The following is a 16,473-nucleotide window of genomic DNA, read 5'->3' as shown; positions in this document are numbered from 1 at the left end:
TCATTTTATTCCGTTTAATTATATCCTTCTATATTTATTAAAGGCAGTTTCTTATTTTTCTATGAAATGTATTCTTTCAGGCACAAATCGATCCTGCTGAGGTCTTGTCTCTGCCGGATATCCCAGCGCGAACATGGAAAATACCTTCACATCTTCCGGAAGTTCCAGAAGCTTATGTACTTCTTCCATTCGGTCTTCCACTGGTGCAATGCCAAACCATACACCTCCAAGTCCCTGAGCATCTGTTTCAAGCCAGATATTCTGCTGTGCAATCGCCATATCAATCTGTACAAAAGATGGTGCAGCAAGTCCCTCTGTATGGTATACAGGAACGATAACTACCGGTGCCTCAGCTGCACAGCCAGTATATGGTGTTACTTTAGATAATTCCCGGATTTTTTCTTTATCCGTCACCAAATAAAATTCCCATGGCTGCTGATTACATGCACTTGGCGCCTGCATTCCCGCTCTCAGGATTTCCATGATTTTTTCCTTTTCTACTGGTCTGTCTTCATATTTTCTTACACTGATTCTATGAAAAATACTGTTCATATTTCATGCTCCTTTACGAATTATTTAGATAAATTTATTATAGCATCTTTCCTCCGTTTTGGCCTTCTGCTTGTCCCTTAATTTTCCAAAATTTCCAGCACTTCACCCCCGCCCCTGAACCCGCATAGAGGTTTCCAGCCTTTCGCCGAAGCGTGCGTTAGAGGTTGCTGCGTGCCGGTGGCACGCGTTTAGCAACGACCGGAGCAGAGCAGAGATCGAACCCGTTCGAGTCCGACTGGACTCGAATAAAAAATGGGACAAGACTTTATGTCCTGTCCCATTTTTTATATGACGTGCGTTAGAGGATTCGAACCCCCGACCTTTTGGTCCGTAGCCAAACGCTCTATCCAGCTGAGCTAAACGCACATTTTATTGCTTTGTGAGTACTTGTCGCTCACAACAAAATGTATTTTACTGCAAAGCATTTGATTTGTCAACACCTAAATTAAATTTTTTTGTTTATTTTTCAAATTCCTTCACGAGGCGTATAAATTCTTCCATTTCCCGTGTACAGAATTTATTCCGATGATAAAAAATCTGCCTGTACATAGATATGTTAATATCTGTGACATCAAGCACAGCCAACTGGTTCTGTGCAATAAACTTCTCCACCGCAAAATAAGGCAGAAATGACAGCCCGTCATTTCTTTCTACCATTTTTATAATAAATTCTGTATCACTGATCTCAAGCACTGGCTTCAGGGCACGTGCTTCCAGTGCCAGATGTTGATCCAGCGCCTGCCTGTAATTCGCATTTTTTTCCGTGAGAAAAAAAGGTTCTCCCAGGATATCCTGCAGTTTCAGATCTTTTCCAGCTACAAACTCCGAATTCACCGATGATACAAAAACAATTGGCTCGGCAGCCTCAAGAACTTTGATCCAGTCCTTGTTCCAACGTGGAGTATCCAGAATATATATCAGATCAAGTTCATTATGTTCCATCATCCGGATGAGCTTTTCCGGCGAATCCAGCGTAATTCTCATATTAACCCTGGGATATTTTCCATGAAACCGATTAAGAAGCCCAGGAAACTTCGCACTGCACAATGACTCTATAGTGCCTATGTGCAGAGGATTCCTCAACTCCTGATCTGCACTCATATCATTTACCGTCCGGTTAACTTCATACAAAATCTGATTTGCATGTTCCAGAAAACGTTCACCCTGTACAGTAAGACTTACTGTTCGCCCCATACGGTCAAAAAGCCGACAGCAAAGTTCCTCCTCCAGAAGTCGTATCTGAACCGTTACTGCTGACTGTGAATAACCCAGCATTTCTGCTGCCTTTGAAAAACTCTCAAATCGTGCAGCCTGTATAAATGTCTGTAGCTGTCGTATCTCCATACCATCACCATACCATTAAAAAAATTCAACAATATCATAAAAACTATGAATTTGATTCATTTATAACCCGATGATACAATACAGCTAAAAGAACGTCAACAATAAATTACTGATACTATAAATCAAGTCAGACAGATAGTTACAACGAATACTTTTAAACCTAACATGTAAACCTATATCAGAACACATAACCATTCACAGCAAACAAAATACAGGAGAAAAACTATGTCATTTATCAGTGCATTCGATGTTATGGGCCCAAACATGATCGGTCCTTCCAGTTCCCACACAGCAGGTGCTGCCCGTATTGGTTTTCTCGCTCAGAAAATGATCAACGGACCTCTGTGCAGAGTTGATTTTACCCTTTATGGATCTTTTGCCAGAACCTACAAAGGCCATGGTACCGACCGTGCACTTCTCGGCGGTATCATGGGATTCGGTACAGATGATATGCGTATCCGCAATTCCTTTGCTATTGCACGTGAAAAAGGTCTCGAATTCAATTTTATCCCGAATGAAACCGAAACGGAACTTCACCCCAATACTGTAGACATACACATGGTCAATACCGACAGTCAGGAAATGACGGTGCGTGGAGAATCCCTTGGCGGTGGCAAAGTCCGCATCTCCCAGATCAATCATGTTCCTGTAGATTTCTCCGGTGAATACAGTGCAGTTATCGTAATCCATCAGGATACTCCGGGAGTCGTTGCCTATATTACAAAATGCCTCAGCGATCGTAATGTAAACATTGCATTCATGAGACTTTTCCGTGAATCCAAAGGTGAGATTGCATACACGATTGTAGAATCTGACGGACAGCTTCCTGAAGAAATCAGTTCTGCCATCAGTCAGAATCCACATATCCACAATGTCATGATTGTTCAGATGTAACGGAAAGGAGATTTTATCATGGATTTTAAAAATGCAAAAGAACTTCTGGATCTCTGTAATACACACAATCTTTCCATATCTGAAGTTATGATAGAACGTGAGATCCAGCTAGGAGAAACCACCGCCGAGATTATTGACAGAAAAATGTCCCGTGTTCTTGAAATTATGAAAGATGCCGCCTTTTTGCCAATTCAGAATCCTGTAAAATCTATGGGTGGCCTGATTGGCGGTGAAGCCGAAAAACTCTCTCTGCATCACGCTTCCTGCAAAAGTCTCTGCGGAGATCTTCTTGAAAAAGCTGTCACATATGCAATGGCTACACTTGAGACAAACGCTTCCATGGGCCTGATCGTAGCTTCCCCTACTGCCGGATCTGCCGGAATTGTTCCAGGTTTACTTCTCGCCCTTCAGAAAATCTATGATTTTTCTGATACACAGGTCAAGAAAGCGCTTTTTAATGCCAGCGCGATCGGCTATCTTGCCATGCGAAATGCCACCGTCGCAGGTGCTGTTGGCGGATGTCAGGCAGAAACAGGAATTGCCTCTGCCATGGCTGCCTCTGCTGCTGTAGAACTCATGGGTGGTACAGCTCTTCAATGTACTTATGCTGCTTCTACTGTTCTTATGAATATGCTTGGTCTTGTATGCGACCCTGTAGGCGGACTTGTTGAATATCCGTGTCAGAACCGCAATGCTTCCGGCGTTGCCACTGCACTTGTTGCCGCTGAACTGGCTCTTTCCGGTGTTACTCAGCTGATACCACTTGATGAAATGATTGCCACAATGTACGCTGTAGGCAAAAAAATCCCGGTAGAACTCAGAGAGACAGCACTTGGAGGCTGTGCTACTACCCCTTCTGCCTGCGAAGCATGTCATATGTGCAGTTAGTCATGGTGTATTATATAAACCAAATCTTTCTTTCATATAAAAATACCGAAGATATATTCCAGTCTCACCAGTCTGAAATACTCTCCGGTATTTTTTATAGCATTAATATTGTTATTCTCTGTTTTTATTTGCTTTCTTCTGCTGAATCAGTTGTTGCTGTACTGTCTACTGAAGTATCTGTGGTCATATTATCTTCTGTTGTATCTTCTGCTGCCTCTGTAGCAGTTTTTGTATCTGTTGCTGCATAGGCTACATTCATTGAAGTAAGTGCAAGTGTCAGTCCAAGTACCATTGCTGCGTATTTACGTTTCATTATTAATCAAGTCCTTTCATCTCAAAAGATTTCTTTTTTCTATCTCTGTTGCTTACAGGAAATACTATAAAAAAAAAACTGTGATACCTTTGTGACAGAAAAAAGGTAAAAAAGTTACTCCTACTTCAGAATTATACAGCCGCTATTCCAAAATTTCCCTGAAAAAAGGTGATGTACTTTATATTTCCACATACTGGTCCAACGGCAAACATCAGTACAAATTAAAAATCAAATAAAAAACGGCTCTTCGATATCCTTTATACAGATATTGAAGAGCCCTTTTCATTTTATAAGACAGTATGGATCAGTTTCTTCTCAAAGCCTCGATAGGGCTTAGTTTCGCTGCTTTTTTTGCCGGATAAATTCCGAAGAAAATACCGACTGCGCATGAAAATAATGTGGCCGCAATAATTACTGTCAGACTGATTCCCGGTGCAATATCCATTCCCATACTTCCACTCATAATATTGCAGATTCCATAGGCAGCAACAATTCCCAGAACGATACCGAGCATCCCGCCCATAACAGTCAATATGGCTGCCTCTGCGAGAAACTGAAACATAATGGAGGATGTTTTCGCCCCAAGTGATTTGCGGATACCAATTTCTCTCGTTCTTTCTGTAACAGAAACCAACATGATATTCATAACACCAATTCCGCCTACAAGAAGCGAGATTCCGGCTACAAACGAAATAAACGCAGTTACCATATTCAGCATTTCATTCATGGACTGTAACACATCCTGAAAATTCTGTACCTGAAAATAATCATCTCCAGCACTCTGATGGCGTTTTTCCAGAAGATGTACAACCTGATCTGCAACAGTCTGTGAATTCAGCAACTTATCTCCCTGAACGGTAAGTGAATAGAATTCATCCGTAGCTCCGACCAGGTCATCCATTGAAGAATATGGAACATTTACAGTGACAGGCATCCCGTCATAAGTATAACTCACAAAAGTTCCGTTCTCTTTCTGGGTGGTAACTCCGATAATGCGAAATGTCTTTGATGAATCATAACAGGTGATATCCAGACTCATGCCAACTACATCATCTGTTCCAAAAAGCCGCTTTGCATCTGCATCAGAGATTACACAGACATTCCTGCCTTCCTCAATCTCAGTTTCACCAAAATAACTTCCATATTTCATTTCGGAATTATTAATCATTTTCGCATCCGGACCTTCCCCTGTAAGCATAATGGAAAAATTTCCCTTTCCGGTTACAGTTTCCCCATCATAGCTTTGCGAAGTGCTGACGCCTTCCACAGTATCCAGGTCACGTATAGCCTGTACGTCATCTGCCGTAATATATTCAGATTCCGTCATCGCATCATTGCTGACGCTGATATAGATCTGTCCACCACCAATACCGTCAATCTCACTGTTCATCTGACTCTTGGTACCCTCGCCAATTGAAACAATTGCTATAACCGATGCTATACCTATGATGATTCCAAGCATTGTCAGAAAAGAACGGCCTTTATTCGCCCGGATATTCTGAACTGCCATTTTTATATATTCATATAAACCGCTCATCAGGCACCCTCTTCTGCTGATTCTGAATCTGTACTTTCTGGCGCTCCGGCTTCCACGTCATCCTGTTCCGTCGAAGCTTCTGCGGTCATTCCCTCCTCCAGATTTCCCAAATCACGTATAACTTCATCGCCTTCCGCAAGCCCGTCTGTGATTTCTACATAATCATCAGAACTGATTCCTGTTGTAATATCCCTTCTGGTGATCACACCATTTTCAAGCACATAACAGAAAGAGCCCTCTTTTCCGATATTTACAACTTCCGCAGGAAGTACAATTACATTATCTGCTTTCTCTGCCTGAATCGTTACTTTTGCATCTACACCAATAAAAACATCCTCATCCGGATTCAGGATTTTTACATCTGCTGAAATCAGCGAAGCACCTTTTTCATTCTGTGTGGCTATATGACTTACACTTTTAACTTCACCTTCGTATGTTTTTCCTGCCAGTGTGATTTCTGCTTTCTGCCCCTCTTTTACTTTATCATAATCATATTTGGAAATATTCACATTTACATCTATATTATCCATATTCTGTAAAGTAAAAAGTTCAGTTCCCAGTGCAGTTGTGGAACCTTCCACAACGGATACCTTGGATATCACACCGTTAAAATCAGCCGAAATACCTTTTTTAGCAGCCTGCACCAGCTCCTTGGCTGACATCTGATCCAGTTCGGACAGATTGTTGGTTATCTCCATTTTCTCTTTTTCTTCTTTTGTCAATGCTCCCGGATCTGCTTCTGCCGCAGCTTCTTCTGAGGACAGTTTCGACTGCAGTTCTGCCAGATCGTTACTCGCCTGCTCCAGCTGATTTTCAAGAGCTGTTGTATCTGCTGTGACTGTTGTGGAAACATCTGTTGTTGTCTGCTCTGATGCAGTTATTCTGGTTCCGTCCGAAACAAAATCATCCGTTGTCCCAGTATAATCAGATCGTACCGGCGGTTCAGGTTTCTGTGTTTTATAATCTTCATAGGCAGTTTTTGCAGTCTGGTACGCAATCTGAGCATCACTCCTTGACTGTTCTGCACTGGTAAGTTCATCTGCATTTTCTTCTGATGCATCTGCTGACCAGGTCTGAAAAGCCATCTGATATGTATTTTCTGCCTCATTATATTCCTGCTGTGCTTCATTTGCTTCTGCATTCAGCTGGTTCAGCCTGTTCTGATAATCTGGCAGTGTTGTATTCTGATATGCTGCTACAGCTGCATTATACTCCTGCTCACTTGCCTTGGCCTGTGCCTCCTGTGCTGCCTTGGCTTCTGTTTCCTTTTTGGCAGCATCTGACGCTGCTTTTGCCTGTGCACTGGCATTCGCCTGTGCAATCTGTGACTTCAGTCCTGCTATGTAACTCTGCTGAGCAGCTACCTGCTGTTTCAGTGTTGCTGCATTTCCCTGTGCATTTTTCTGTTTCTGAACTGCCTGATCCGATTTATTGATTGAATTCTGCATGTCCAGTTTTCCGGACTCTACATTCAGATCCGCTTTTTTCTCTTCCCGCTCAAGATCTTTCTGGTCAAATTTCACCAGTTTTGTTCCTGCTTTGACAGTATCGCCTTCTTTGAAAGAAACAGAATCAACTTTTGCATTCACAGGAGAAAAATAAGTCTTCTCTTCTTCACTGACTACAGTACCACTGGTTTCCACCGTCTGCTGTACGTTTCCTCTTGTGGCCTCTGCTACTTCCACCTGTGGCATACTCTGCTCGCTCTGTCCCATGCCGCTGTATATTTTTATACCACATACAGCAACCGCCAGAATCCCTATTCCGATAACAAGTTTCTTTTTGGATTTTTTCTTTTTCATGCTGTCTCCTCAGAGTCAAAATCCTCATTGATAGTGTCAGATTCAATCTTTCCATCCATAATACGCACAACTCTTCTCGCCTGAGCTGCAATTCCATTATCATGCGTGATCAAAATTACAGTTCTGCCTGTTTTGTGCATTTTTTTCAGAATTTCAAGAATTTCTCTGCTTGATGCTGAATCCAGATTCCCTGTTGGCTCATCAGCAAGAATTACCGGAGGCTGGGCGGCAATTGCTCTTGCGATTGCCACCCTCTGCTGCTGTCCGCCTGACATTTCACTTGGTTTGTGATCCATGCGCTTCTCAAGCCCCACCAGCTTAAGCGAGTCAATCGCCAGCTGATGTCTCGTCCTACGGTCTATTCCACGGTAGATCAGAGGAAGTTCCACATTCTCGATTGCATTGAGATTTGCAATCAGGTTAAATCCCTGAAAAATAAAACCAATTTCCCTGTTACGTACTTCCGATAATTCATTGTCCGACATTTCAGACACGTCTGTTCCATTCAGAAAATATTGTCCGGAAGTCGGCACATCCAGACACCCCAGCATGTTCATAAATGTAGATTTCCCGGAACCGGACTGTCCTATGATTGCCACCAGTTCACCCTTTTTGATTTCCAGGCTGACGTGATCCAACGCACGCACTTCATTTTCTCCGGGATTATATATTTTGCAGAGATCTTCCACTCTGATCAATGTTTCTGCGTCTTCCATAAACACCTCTTATGCATTCAGAAGGAATGCCTTATATGCCTTCTTTGCCTCATAAATATCAGCCTTGCTTGTTACTTCCCACGGTGCATGCATACTGAGCACTGCAACCCCGCTGTCAATTACATTCATACCATAAAGTGCTGCAATATATGCGATTGTTCCGCCGCCACCCACATCTACTTTGCCGAGCTCAGCCGTCTGAAATGCAACCTGGCTGTCGTCAAATACTCTGCGTACTTTTGCCACATATTCCGCATTTGCATCATTGGATCCGGATTTTCCTCTCGCACCTGTAAATTTATTAAGAACAATACCTCTTCCAAGATATGCTGCATTCTTTTTCTCAAAACATTCCGCGTAAGCTGGATCATATCCTGCACTTACATCAGAAGAAAGCATAAAGGAATTTTTCAGTGTCCTGCGTAATGCCAGATCTGAATAATCTCCCATTCCCCCAAGAAGCTCTGCTACTGTATTTTCAAAAAATCTGGACTGCATTCCTGTTGCGCCAACGCTTCCGATCTCTTCTTTATCTGTAAGAAGACAGCAGCTGGTACGTTTCGGAGCTTCCATCTCCATCATAGCTGCAAAAGAGGTGTATGCGCAGACTCTGTCATCCTGTCCATAGGCTGCCACCATGCTTCTGTCCAGTCCACAGTCTCTGGCTTTACCGGCAGGTACGATTTCAAGTTCTGCTGAAAGGAAATCCTCCTCTTCTACATCATATTTGTCTTTCAGAATGCTAAGTATATTGGATTTTACAGCTTCCTTTTTCTTTTCGTCACTCTCTTCTTTCAGCGGTCTGCTTCCAATAAGAATGTCGAGATTTTCACCTTCAATTACTTCTGCTGCTTTTTTCTGCATCTGTTTTCCTGCCAGATGAATCAGAAGGTCTGTGATATATACTACAGGGTCATCTGCCTCTTCTCCTACAGATACCTTTACGACTGTACCGTCTTTTTTGACAATTACACCATGAATTGCAAGTGGAAGTGCAACCCACTGATATTTTTTCACACCGCCATAATAATGAGTATCCAGATATGCCAGATCGGTATCTTCATATAAAGGATTCTGTTTTACATCAAGACGTGGAGAATCAATATGCGCCCCAAGGATATTCATTCCTTTTTCCATTGGTTCCTTTCCAATATGAAACAGTGTCATGATTTTTTTCATTCCTACTGCATAAATCTTATCTCCAGCCTGAATTTTCTCTCCTGCTTCCAGTTTTTTCTCCAGGGAAACATATCCATTAGCCTCAGCCTCTTTTACCAGTTCTTCCACACATTCACGCTCTGTTTTGGCTTCATCCAGAAAAGTTCTGTATTCCTTTGCCAGGCTTTCCAGTTTTTCTTCATCTGCTTCCGTGTAAGAAAGCCACGCATTCTTTCTTTCCATATATATCACCTCGTTTAAATTATTCCTGTTTTTCTCAGTGTTACCATTATAAGACAATATTTTTAAAATATCTACATTCCCCGCTATTCTTAAGAAAAAATAAGAATTTCTTCACAATTTCCGTGAATATAAGCAGAATTTCTTGCCTTTTTTCTTTTTTTCTATCTATAATAAGTATCGTAAAATGAAAATGATTTTTTACCCGATATTATTTATAGTTTATATTTCAGGAGGTTTTTTTATGCAGTCATCTGCTGATTTACAGAATATGTTACATTCCATTCATCGAAAAAGTTATCCCGCCTATAAATCACTGAAAGGCATTTACAATTTTGGCAGATATCTTTTTTCTATTGATCATGTACAGGGAGATCCTTTTGCTTCGCCTTCTCATGTAAGCGTTCACGTTTCACATAAAACCGCCGGTTTTCCAGAGTACTGTTTAAAGGACAGTATCTCACGTATCACTCTCAGCGACCAGCTTATCCGCAACTTTGAAAAACAGCTCTGCCGTGTTACTTTTCAGGCAAAAGGATCCGGCAAAAGCGGCCTGATTTCAATCAGCCACTGCGGTCAGGAAGTTCTGGAACGCTCTGCCTGTGAAATCACTGATAAAGAGATTATCATGCGTTTCTTTGTCGGCTTTCCTGCCAATGGACGAACTATCAATGCACCGGAACTTGAGAAAATTTTGTTTAATTTTCTCCCTTCGTGTGTATCCCGGACACTTTTTTACCAAAATATAAATTATAAAGAACTGGAACAGGCAATTTTTCTGTCCGAAGATCAGGACAGTATCCGCAGACAGCTTCCTGAACTCGGTCTTGTTGCCTTTGCTGCTGACGGTTCCATTCTCCCAAGAGAAAGTGGTGTTTCTTCTCTTCCCATGAAAAATTCCATACCTTTCGTCTCTCCGGAATCACTTCGAGTGTCTCTTACTCTTCCACATAAAGGTACTGTCACCGGAATGGGCATTCCACGGGGCATCACTCTTATCGTCGGTGGGGGCTACCATGGCAAATCCACACTTCTGTCAGCTCTTGAACTTGGTGTATATAATCATATTGCAGGCGATGGACGAGAATATGTGATCACAGATGAAAGTGCTCTGAAACTCCGTTCAGAAGACGGACGCTATATTAAAAATGTAGATATTTCTCTCTTTATTAACGATCTTCCGAACCAAAAAGATACTCATTGTTTTTCTACAGATGATGCCAGTGGAAGTACATCTCAGGCTGCGGGAATTATTGAAGGTATGGAAGCCGGAAGCAAAGTTTTTCTTCTGGATGAGGATACTTCTGCTACTAACTTTATGGTACGCGATTCATTTATGCAGGAAATAATTTCAAGGGAAAAAGAGCCGATCACACCATTCCTGGAAAGAGCAGAAGACCTTTTCAAAAAGGTCGGAATTTCAACAATTCTTGTTGCCGGAAGCTCAGGTGCATTTTTTCACATTGCAGATACAGTCATTCAGATGGACAGCTACCGCCCTGTAGACATTACCGAAAAAGTAAAATCCATCTGCAGCAGATATCCGCTTAATCCTGTTCTGCCACCTGAGTTTCACCTGCCCGAAAGTAAACGCATCATAAAAAAATATGCCCCAGCCATTCGTACCCACGGACACGGCAATGGAAAACCAGAGCAGTTAAAAATCAAAGTACATGGAAAAGACGGCTTTCTGATTGGCAGACAGGAAGTAGATCTCCGCTATATTGAACAGCTGACGGATACAGAACAGACTGCTGCACTTGCACTTCTTCTGAAATACACTCTCGAAAATCTTGCTGACGGACATCGTACTGTCTCAGAGACAGTATCCATACTGGCTCAGAAACTGAAAGATGAAAATTTCACTTTTCTGGAACATGGAACGGTATCCTGTGGATATGCAATACCAAGAATGCAGGAAATATATTCCTGTCTCAACCGTTACAGACAATAGCTGTAAAAGCAGCTCGATTAAAATTTTCAAATAATAAAAAATAACAGAAAACTGCCGCCCTGTCTGGCGATCTTACCAGGTGGACGGCAGCTCAGTGTTCTGTTTTTATTTTTAGGGAAAGGAAAGAGTTCCGGTAACTCTCCCGGCATTAAAGTGCTACCGGCTATCTTAAAGGGGTTCTCCCTTAAGACAATTACATCATACAATATAAATGTGAGGAGAATTTGTCTTTTTTCTAATATATTTATAAAATTTATTAAAAAACAGCAAAGAATATTGAATTAACGGCATCTTTCTGACTCTGTTTTCTGCTTTACCCCACTTTTTACCCCAATAAACTATTTTAATCAAAAAAATGAGGCAGCAGTTATAAAACTGCTACCCCCGTAAATGCATTTTCGATTTGCTTCATTTCCTGTTGTTTTGTATCTGGAAGAACATGAGAATAAAGATCGGCAGTCATTGCAAGGCTGTTATGTCCTAGTATATTCTTTAATGTCTGCATATTGCCCCCTTCCTCAATATACCTTGTTGCGAATGTGTCTCTAAATGCATGATGCGTGAAACGCTCAATTATAATCCCCTGCTGCCGAAGCCGTTTCAATACATTGTCTATAGAATATCCCACTGTAGCAGATGCAATCGCCCTGGTCCCGTTTGCGCCAATAAAAACATTGCTATCCAGCTTTCTGGCGAATATTTCCCCATGCACCATAGCAATCTTTTCTTTTTGCTTCTGCAATACCTGTTTAATCGTCTCATTCATTGGAATGTCCCGTTTGCTGGTCTTTGATTTCGGGGTTGTTTCCATGACTCCCCCTCCGGCTTTCCATGAGATTGTTTTGGTTACATGAATCACGTTGTTCACGTAATCTATATCTGACCACCTCAATGCGGTGATCTCGTTAATTCTCATGCCAGTACATAAAGAAAAATAAAAGAACTCATACAACCATTCAGATTGTGCCTCCTGCATAAATGCTTTCTGTTCTTCCCTTGTTAATGCTCTATGTATTGTTTCGCTTGCTTTCGGTCTATCATCTGTTCTCAATGGTTTTACTGATATTGCAGGATTCTTTCCAATTATTTCATCATCAACGGCAGCGGTTAATACGGACTTTAAAACAATGATAATAGCATTTACCGTTGTCGCACTCAGTCCTTTTGATAAATCCTGTTGGAGCTTCACGATTTCGCGTTTTTCAATCTTCTGGATCTTCTTTCTTCCAAGTACTGGTTTGATGTGATTTTCATATTTTGATCGGACCATCTTATTAGTACTGTCCTTTACAATACCCTGTCTGGATTTCTCCCACTCATTAAAATATGTGTCCAAAGTTACATTCTTATTATTGTTATACAATCCGGCTTTTATCATTTCACGAATTGAAGTTTCGCTCTCTGTGCATTCCTTTATAGTATGCCCGTAAGCACTGTACCTCTTTCCCTCTACAGTAAAACGCTTTTCAAATAAGCCATTTTCCTTTTTGCGCATTCCTGACGGGATTCTTGCCATGGTATCACCTTTCCTTCTATGGTAATAGGGCAACAGTTGCCGCCCCTGATTGTCTTATTTAATTCCCAGAAAGCTACAAACAAATCTGAAAATTGTATATGTTTGGTCATGATCTGCTTTCTCTAACAGCTCTATGATTTTCTTTTTATAGTCCATATTAATATCCTCTATTTTTTATTACTCTGGCAATGAATCTATAGAAGAATTCAAGCAAACTATCGTCATTTATTTTCTGCAGTATCTCAACAGTTTCTTTTTTATAATCCATGTTATGCCTCCGCCACTTTCACATTATCTTTAATCCGCTTTACCATCAGATAATTAGCAAGGTTATGCACTCTCTTAAGGTCTTCCAGATCATTCATCATTAAAGCATCTATAATCAGCCAGAAACGCTCCTGATCTTCCTCTGATAATTCCATAAATGCTTCATTGCCGGAACAAGCTATCCGAAAGAGTTCTGCCAGCTCATAGGTATGCTGTAATGATCTTCTATCTTTGTTAGCCTGGACAACGTCCATTATTGCTTTTCTACAAGGAACCTGAGTTAATGTGCATTTCTTCATCACTCTTCCCCCTCGCTTAATTTTTTCATGTACGCATAAGCACACCTCAGTAATCTTTCATTTTTTAATTTCAACGCACACTCAATAATTCCCTGGCGATACATGTATCTATCTGCCAGTCCTGCACATATATCAAGATTTTCCTGCAAATCGTCACGTTCTTTCTTAAGATCTGCGATAATCTCTGTTGCAAGAGCTGTGCTTACTTCTTCTGTCTCCTGTACCGGAACACCTGCGGCCTGCATCACTTCTACTTTTTCCTGTGTCTTCAATGCCTTCTCTTTTTTGCTCATTTCTCATTCTCCTCTCTCTAACTCACGAATACTGTCACATACCTTTGCGGATATAAACCCACCAAAGAAAATCATAAGAACGTCCATTACTGATATCATTCTGTCCATTCCTTTCTTTTGTTGTCTGAGGGGAATGAGTATGTTATAATACGCACAGCCCCTCAATTTTGATCGTTTGTCGGGTTGCTTTGCCTTTATCAGAGTTGCCGCTCTGGTAAGGGCTTTTTTATTAAATTGCTTCTACCTGAGACTTTCCAAAGAAACTGGCTTTGTATGTTGCCCCGTCTCCTCTGCTTCCCCAGATAAGAGAACATCCGAATAATGCTGATGCTCCATGCTTTACCTTATAACCAAGCTCTTTCCACTTAGCAAAGGTATTGGTTTCCTCTGTGATTCCTGCTGCATGTTTCGCATCTTCGATTCTCTTTGCATTGATTTCTTCTGCTTTTGCAGATAACCATGCTCTGTGAAGTGCTTCTGCAAAGCTGATATTCTTTGTCTTGCGGTAAACTTTCCATGCTTTCAACATGATCTTGCTGAGATTGTACTTCATATTACTGTCCTCCTTTGCTTTTCAAGGTCTCTCAGCCCTTCAAGCATCTTCCTGGCTATTGATATGCCCTATTGCGATTCTCACAGGTATATGGCTTGAAGTATTGGGGGCTTTCGGCTCTCCCAGCTATTGTCTATTCCCTTGAACTGATTATAGTATAAACATTTCTGTTTATAATGTCAATAGTTTTGTTTAAATAGTTTTATTTCTTTTTTCCACTTTAATGTTGTCTTTTTAAATATTATCGTTTATAATTTATTTATATATCAAACATCAAATATTAGAGGTGAATTATTATGGCAGTTTCAGAACAAGTCAAAATATTATGTGTCAAACTCGGTATAAGCGTATCTGAACTTGCTCGCTTATATGGTTCAAGTCCTCAAGCATTTAACCAAAAATTAAAGCGAGAGGGATTTACTCCAGCAGAACTCAAAAAAGTAGCAGAAGCAGCAGGATGTATCTATCAAAGTTCGTTTATTCTTCCTAACGGGGATAAAGTAACCGATTAATAACATGAAATACTCTCATACTCAAATTATAAAAACTAATTTCCCATTATGGGGCATTCCGCATACTGATCCTATTTATATTCTGGTCCCGTCTTCTATAGTAAATTCCGGAAAATCAGTCGATTACTATATCAATCCTGTTAATTATTCAGAGATAGATAAAGACATCAGACGCGGATTATACCAAATAGTAACACCGGTTCCTGATACAAAGACCAAACAAATTTTCGAATCGTATATATTAGGATTAAAGAGTCTTCTTGAAAATTGTAATTATCAAGTTTTTAACGTTTGGGACTATGGATTGTTATATATTATTGAAAATACATTAATCCTTTATATTTCCATAAATATCGAATTTACTAATTCACTTGTTGTTGAAGAAATATTCGATGCTGGACATTATGATTTCGGAATAAAAAAATACACTCGCACAATCCCCTTGTGCTCTTACTGGGGATTTAATGGTATTTTGGGCTATTCAAATCCATATCACATAAGTAAGTATGAACTAATTAATACTGCGTTTCCTAATCTACAAATAAATGATTTATACGACAAATGGGAGGGAATTCCGTATTCTTATGCACTATTCGATCTTAAAGAAGAGCCTTATCATGGGATTGCAATTTGTCATACCAATGCGAAACAAACTTTAAAAAAAATTTATGACATTGGTTCAGATCTCTTGTTTGCCTGCGTTACATGTTCTAACCCAAAACGCTTCAATACCTGGGCAGGATTAAAATATTTATTTACTTTTAATTCCGATATGCATACTGTTTTAACCGGTCGTTTGAATGGTACTTTTGATATTTCATGGAGAAAGAAAAATTTAGGAAATGGAAAACTCGGTATCGAAGAAAAAGGAATGTCATTTTGCTGGCTCACTGCATATATGAAATCTTATAATGATGTAGAATTATTAAAATCCATTGAAAAGGGAATGTATGCAGATATTGATTTATATGAATATTCAATTCCAGAAAACAAATGGAAATCAGAGCAACTTATGTTTCAATTAATAACCCAAATGTTTCCTAAAAAGCCTGTTTACTATCAATATCGTGCCGATTTCTTAAAACAAGGAAACAGTCAATTGAGTTATGACGTTTTTATACCAAGTCTTCATCTAGCTTTTGAATATCAGGGGAAGCAACATTTTGAACCTATTGATTTTTTCGGTGGAAAAGATGGCTTTGAAAAACAACAATGGCGCGACAGGCAGAAACTTAAACTCAGCATTGAAAATCATATAACTCTTGTATACATCAATTATTGGGATGACTTAAGCATTCAATTAATACAGCAACGAATCAAGGAAGCCCAGCGTAGAAATCAAATATAGTATATTTATCCAGGCAGCCAGTAGAGCGGCTGTGGTTCCCTGATCCTGAGCCTTGACAGGAGGGAATGCTTATGAGCGATTATGAGATTTTTATGATAATCCTGACGACAGCCAGCTTAATTGTATCTATCCTTACATACACACATAAGAAATAGCCGCCCTGCTCTCTGGTAAAGATGATATGTACCCAGAATTCTGGACACATATTTATAAGTTAGGCGGACATTATGGATGCTTCTCTGTATTTTACAGGAGGCATCCATTTTGTTTTTGCCTGGATTCGTTTG

General features: G+C 40.4%; 16 protein-coding genes and 1 tRNA gene. 5 read left to right on the top strand and 12 right to left on the bottom strand.

Going from position 1 to position 16,473, the window contains the following annotated elements; all coding sequences use genetic code 11:
- Positions 1–51: 51 nt before the first annotated feature.
- The 3 genes from ACTNB8_RS11815 to ACTNB8_RS11805 all read right to left on the bottom strand — a co-directional run bounded on the left by ACTNB8_RS11815 (position 52) and on the right by ACTNB8_RS11805 (position 1,896).
- Positions 52–552, bottom strand: coding sequence for a nitroreductase family protein (locus ACTNB8_RS11815; RefSeq protein ID WP_441054903.1), 501 nt, complete (start codon positions 550–552; stop codon positions 52–54).
- Between the two features lie 292 nt (positions 553–844).
- Positions 845–918 (bottom strand) — tRNA-Arg (locus tag ACTNB8_RS11810).
- 93 nt (positions 919–1,011) lie between these two features.
- Positions 1,012–1,896, bottom strand: a complete 885-nt coding sequence (locus tag ACTNB8_RS11805; protein ID WP_441054900.1) for a LysR family transcriptional regulator — start codon at positions 1,894–1,896, stop codon at positions 1,012–1,014.
- Between the two features lie 225 nt (positions 1,897–2,121).
- On the opposite strand from ACTNB8_RS11805, the gene sdaAB reads away from it, so the two are divergent.
- Together sdaAB and sdaAA are read left to right on the top strand one after the other, a co-directional pair.
- Complete coding sequence (gene sdaAB / locus ACTNB8_RS11800; RefSeq protein ID WP_441054898.1) at positions 2,122–2,790, top strand: L-serine ammonia-lyase, iron-sulfur-dependent subunit beta; 669 nt, start codon at positions 2,122–2,124, stop codon at positions 2,788–2,790.
- An 18-nt stretch (positions 2,791–2,808) separates the two neighbouring features.
- Positions 2,809–3,678 carry an L-serine ammonia-lyase, iron-sulfur-dependent, subunit alpha gene (gene sdaAA, locus ACTNB8_RS11795; protein WP_441054896.1) on the top strand — a complete coding sequence of 290 codons (870 nt, stop codon included), beginning with the start codon at positions 2,809–2,811 and terminating at the stop codon, positions 3,676–3,678.
- A gap of 124 nt (positions 3,679–3,802) precedes the next feature.
- Here sdaAA and ACTNB8_RS11790 read toward each other — a convergent pair whose 3' ends face one another.
- The 5 genes from ACTNB8_RS11790 to ACTNB8_RS11770 all read right to left on the bottom strand — a co-directional run bounded on the left by ACTNB8_RS11790 (position 3,803) and on the right by ACTNB8_RS11770 (position 9,447).
- Positions 3,803–3,991 carry a hypothetical protein gene (locus ACTNB8_RS11790; protein ID WP_441054894.1) on the bottom strand — a complete coding sequence of 63 codons (189 nt, stop codon included), beginning with the start codon at positions 3,989–3,991 and terminating at the stop codon, positions 3,803–3,805.
- Between the two features lie 304 nt (positions 3,992–4,295).
- Positions 4,296–5,528 (bottom strand): ABC transporter permease, encoded by a 1,233-nt coding sequence (locus tag ACTNB8_RS11785; RefSeq protein ID WP_441054892.1) that lies wholly within the window; start codon positions 5,526–5,528, stop codon positions 4,296–4,298.
- Positions 5,528–7,330, bottom strand: a complete 1,803-nt coding sequence (locus tag ACTNB8_RS11780; protein WP_441054890.1) for an efflux RND transporter periplasmic adaptor subunit — start codon at positions 7,328–7,330, stop codon at positions 5,528–5,530. Before ACTNB8_RS11780 ends, ACTNB8_RS11785 begins: the two co-directional genes overlap by 1 nt.
- Complete coding sequence (locus tag ACTNB8_RS11775; RefSeq protein ID WP_441054887.1) at positions 7,327–8,046, bottom strand: ABC transporter ATP-binding protein; 720 nt, start codon at positions 8,044–8,046, stop codon at positions 7,327–7,329. Before ACTNB8_RS11775 ends, ACTNB8_RS11780 begins: the two co-directional genes overlap by 4 nt.
- A 9-nt stretch (positions 8,047–8,055) precedes the next feature.
- A complete protein-coding gene (locus ACTNB8_RS11770) occupies positions 8,056–9,447 on the bottom strand; it encodes an aminopeptidase (protein ID WP_441054885.1) in 1,392 nt (463 codons plus the stop codon).
- Between the two features lie 241 nt (positions 9,448–9,688).
- Here ACTNB8_RS11770 and ACTNB8_RS11765 point away from each other — a divergent pair, with 241 nt between their 5' ends.
- Positions 9,689–11,398, top strand: a complete 1,710-nt coding sequence (locus ACTNB8_RS11765) for an ABC-ATPase domain-containing protein (protein WP_441054883.1) — start codon at positions 9,689–9,691, stop codon at positions 11,396–11,398.
- A 367-nt stretch (positions 11,399–11,765) separates the two neighbouring features.
- Here the strand turns inward: ACTNB8_RS11765 and ACTNB8_RS11760 are convergent, their stop codons facing one another.
- The 4 genes from ACTNB8_RS11760 to ACTNB8_RS11745 form a co-directional block, all read right to left on the bottom strand.
- Positions 11,766–12,914, bottom strand: a complete 1,149-nt coding sequence (locus ACTNB8_RS11760; RefSeq protein ID WP_441054881.1) for a tyrosine-type recombinase/integrase — start codon at positions 12,912–12,914, stop codon at positions 11,766–11,768.
- 269 nt (positions 12,915–13,183) lie between these two features.
- The gene (locus ACTNB8_RS11755; RefSeq protein WP_441054879.1) at positions 13,184–13,480 is read right to left on the bottom strand and encodes a hypothetical protein; all 297 of its coding nucleotides are present in this window, start codon (positions 13,478–13,480) and stop codon (positions 13,184–13,186) included.
- The gene (locus tag ACTNB8_RS11750) at positions 13,480–13,773 is read right to left on the bottom strand and encodes a hypothetical protein (protein ID WP_441054877.1); all 294 of its coding nucleotides are present in this window, start codon (positions 13,771–13,773) and stop codon (positions 13,480–13,482) included. Before ACTNB8_RS11750 ends, ACTNB8_RS11755 begins: the two co-directional genes overlap by 1 nt.
- Before the next feature lie 229 nt (positions 13,774–14,002).
- Positions 14,003–14,326, bottom strand: coding sequence for a hypothetical protein (locus tag ACTNB8_RS11745; RefSeq protein WP_118048735.1), 324 nt, complete (start codon positions 14,324–14,326; stop codon positions 14,003–14,005).
- 296 nt (positions 14,327–14,622) lie between these two features.
- On the opposite strand from ACTNB8_RS11745, the gene ACTNB8_RS11740 reads away from it, so the two are divergent.
- Complete coding sequence (locus tag ACTNB8_RS11740; protein WP_055066188.1) at positions 14,623–14,838, top strand: helix-turn-helix domain-containing protein; 216 nt, start codon at positions 14,623–14,625, stop codon at positions 14,836–14,838.
- A 4-nt stretch (positions 14,839–14,842) separates the two neighbouring features.
- A complete protein-coding gene (locus tag ACTNB8_RS11735; protein WP_441054874.1) occupies positions 14,843–16,186 on the top strand; it encodes a hypothetical protein in 1,344 nt (447 codons plus the stop codon).
- The last annotated feature ends 287 nt before the right edge of the window (positions 16,187–16,473 follow it).

This window comes from Blautia sp. HCP28S3_G10 (assembly GCF_052065235.1).
GTDB lineage: Bacteria > Bacillota > Clostridia > Lachnospirales > Lachnospiraceae > Blautia_A.
This window is presented reverse-complemented; position numbering and strand designations above follow the sequence as displayed.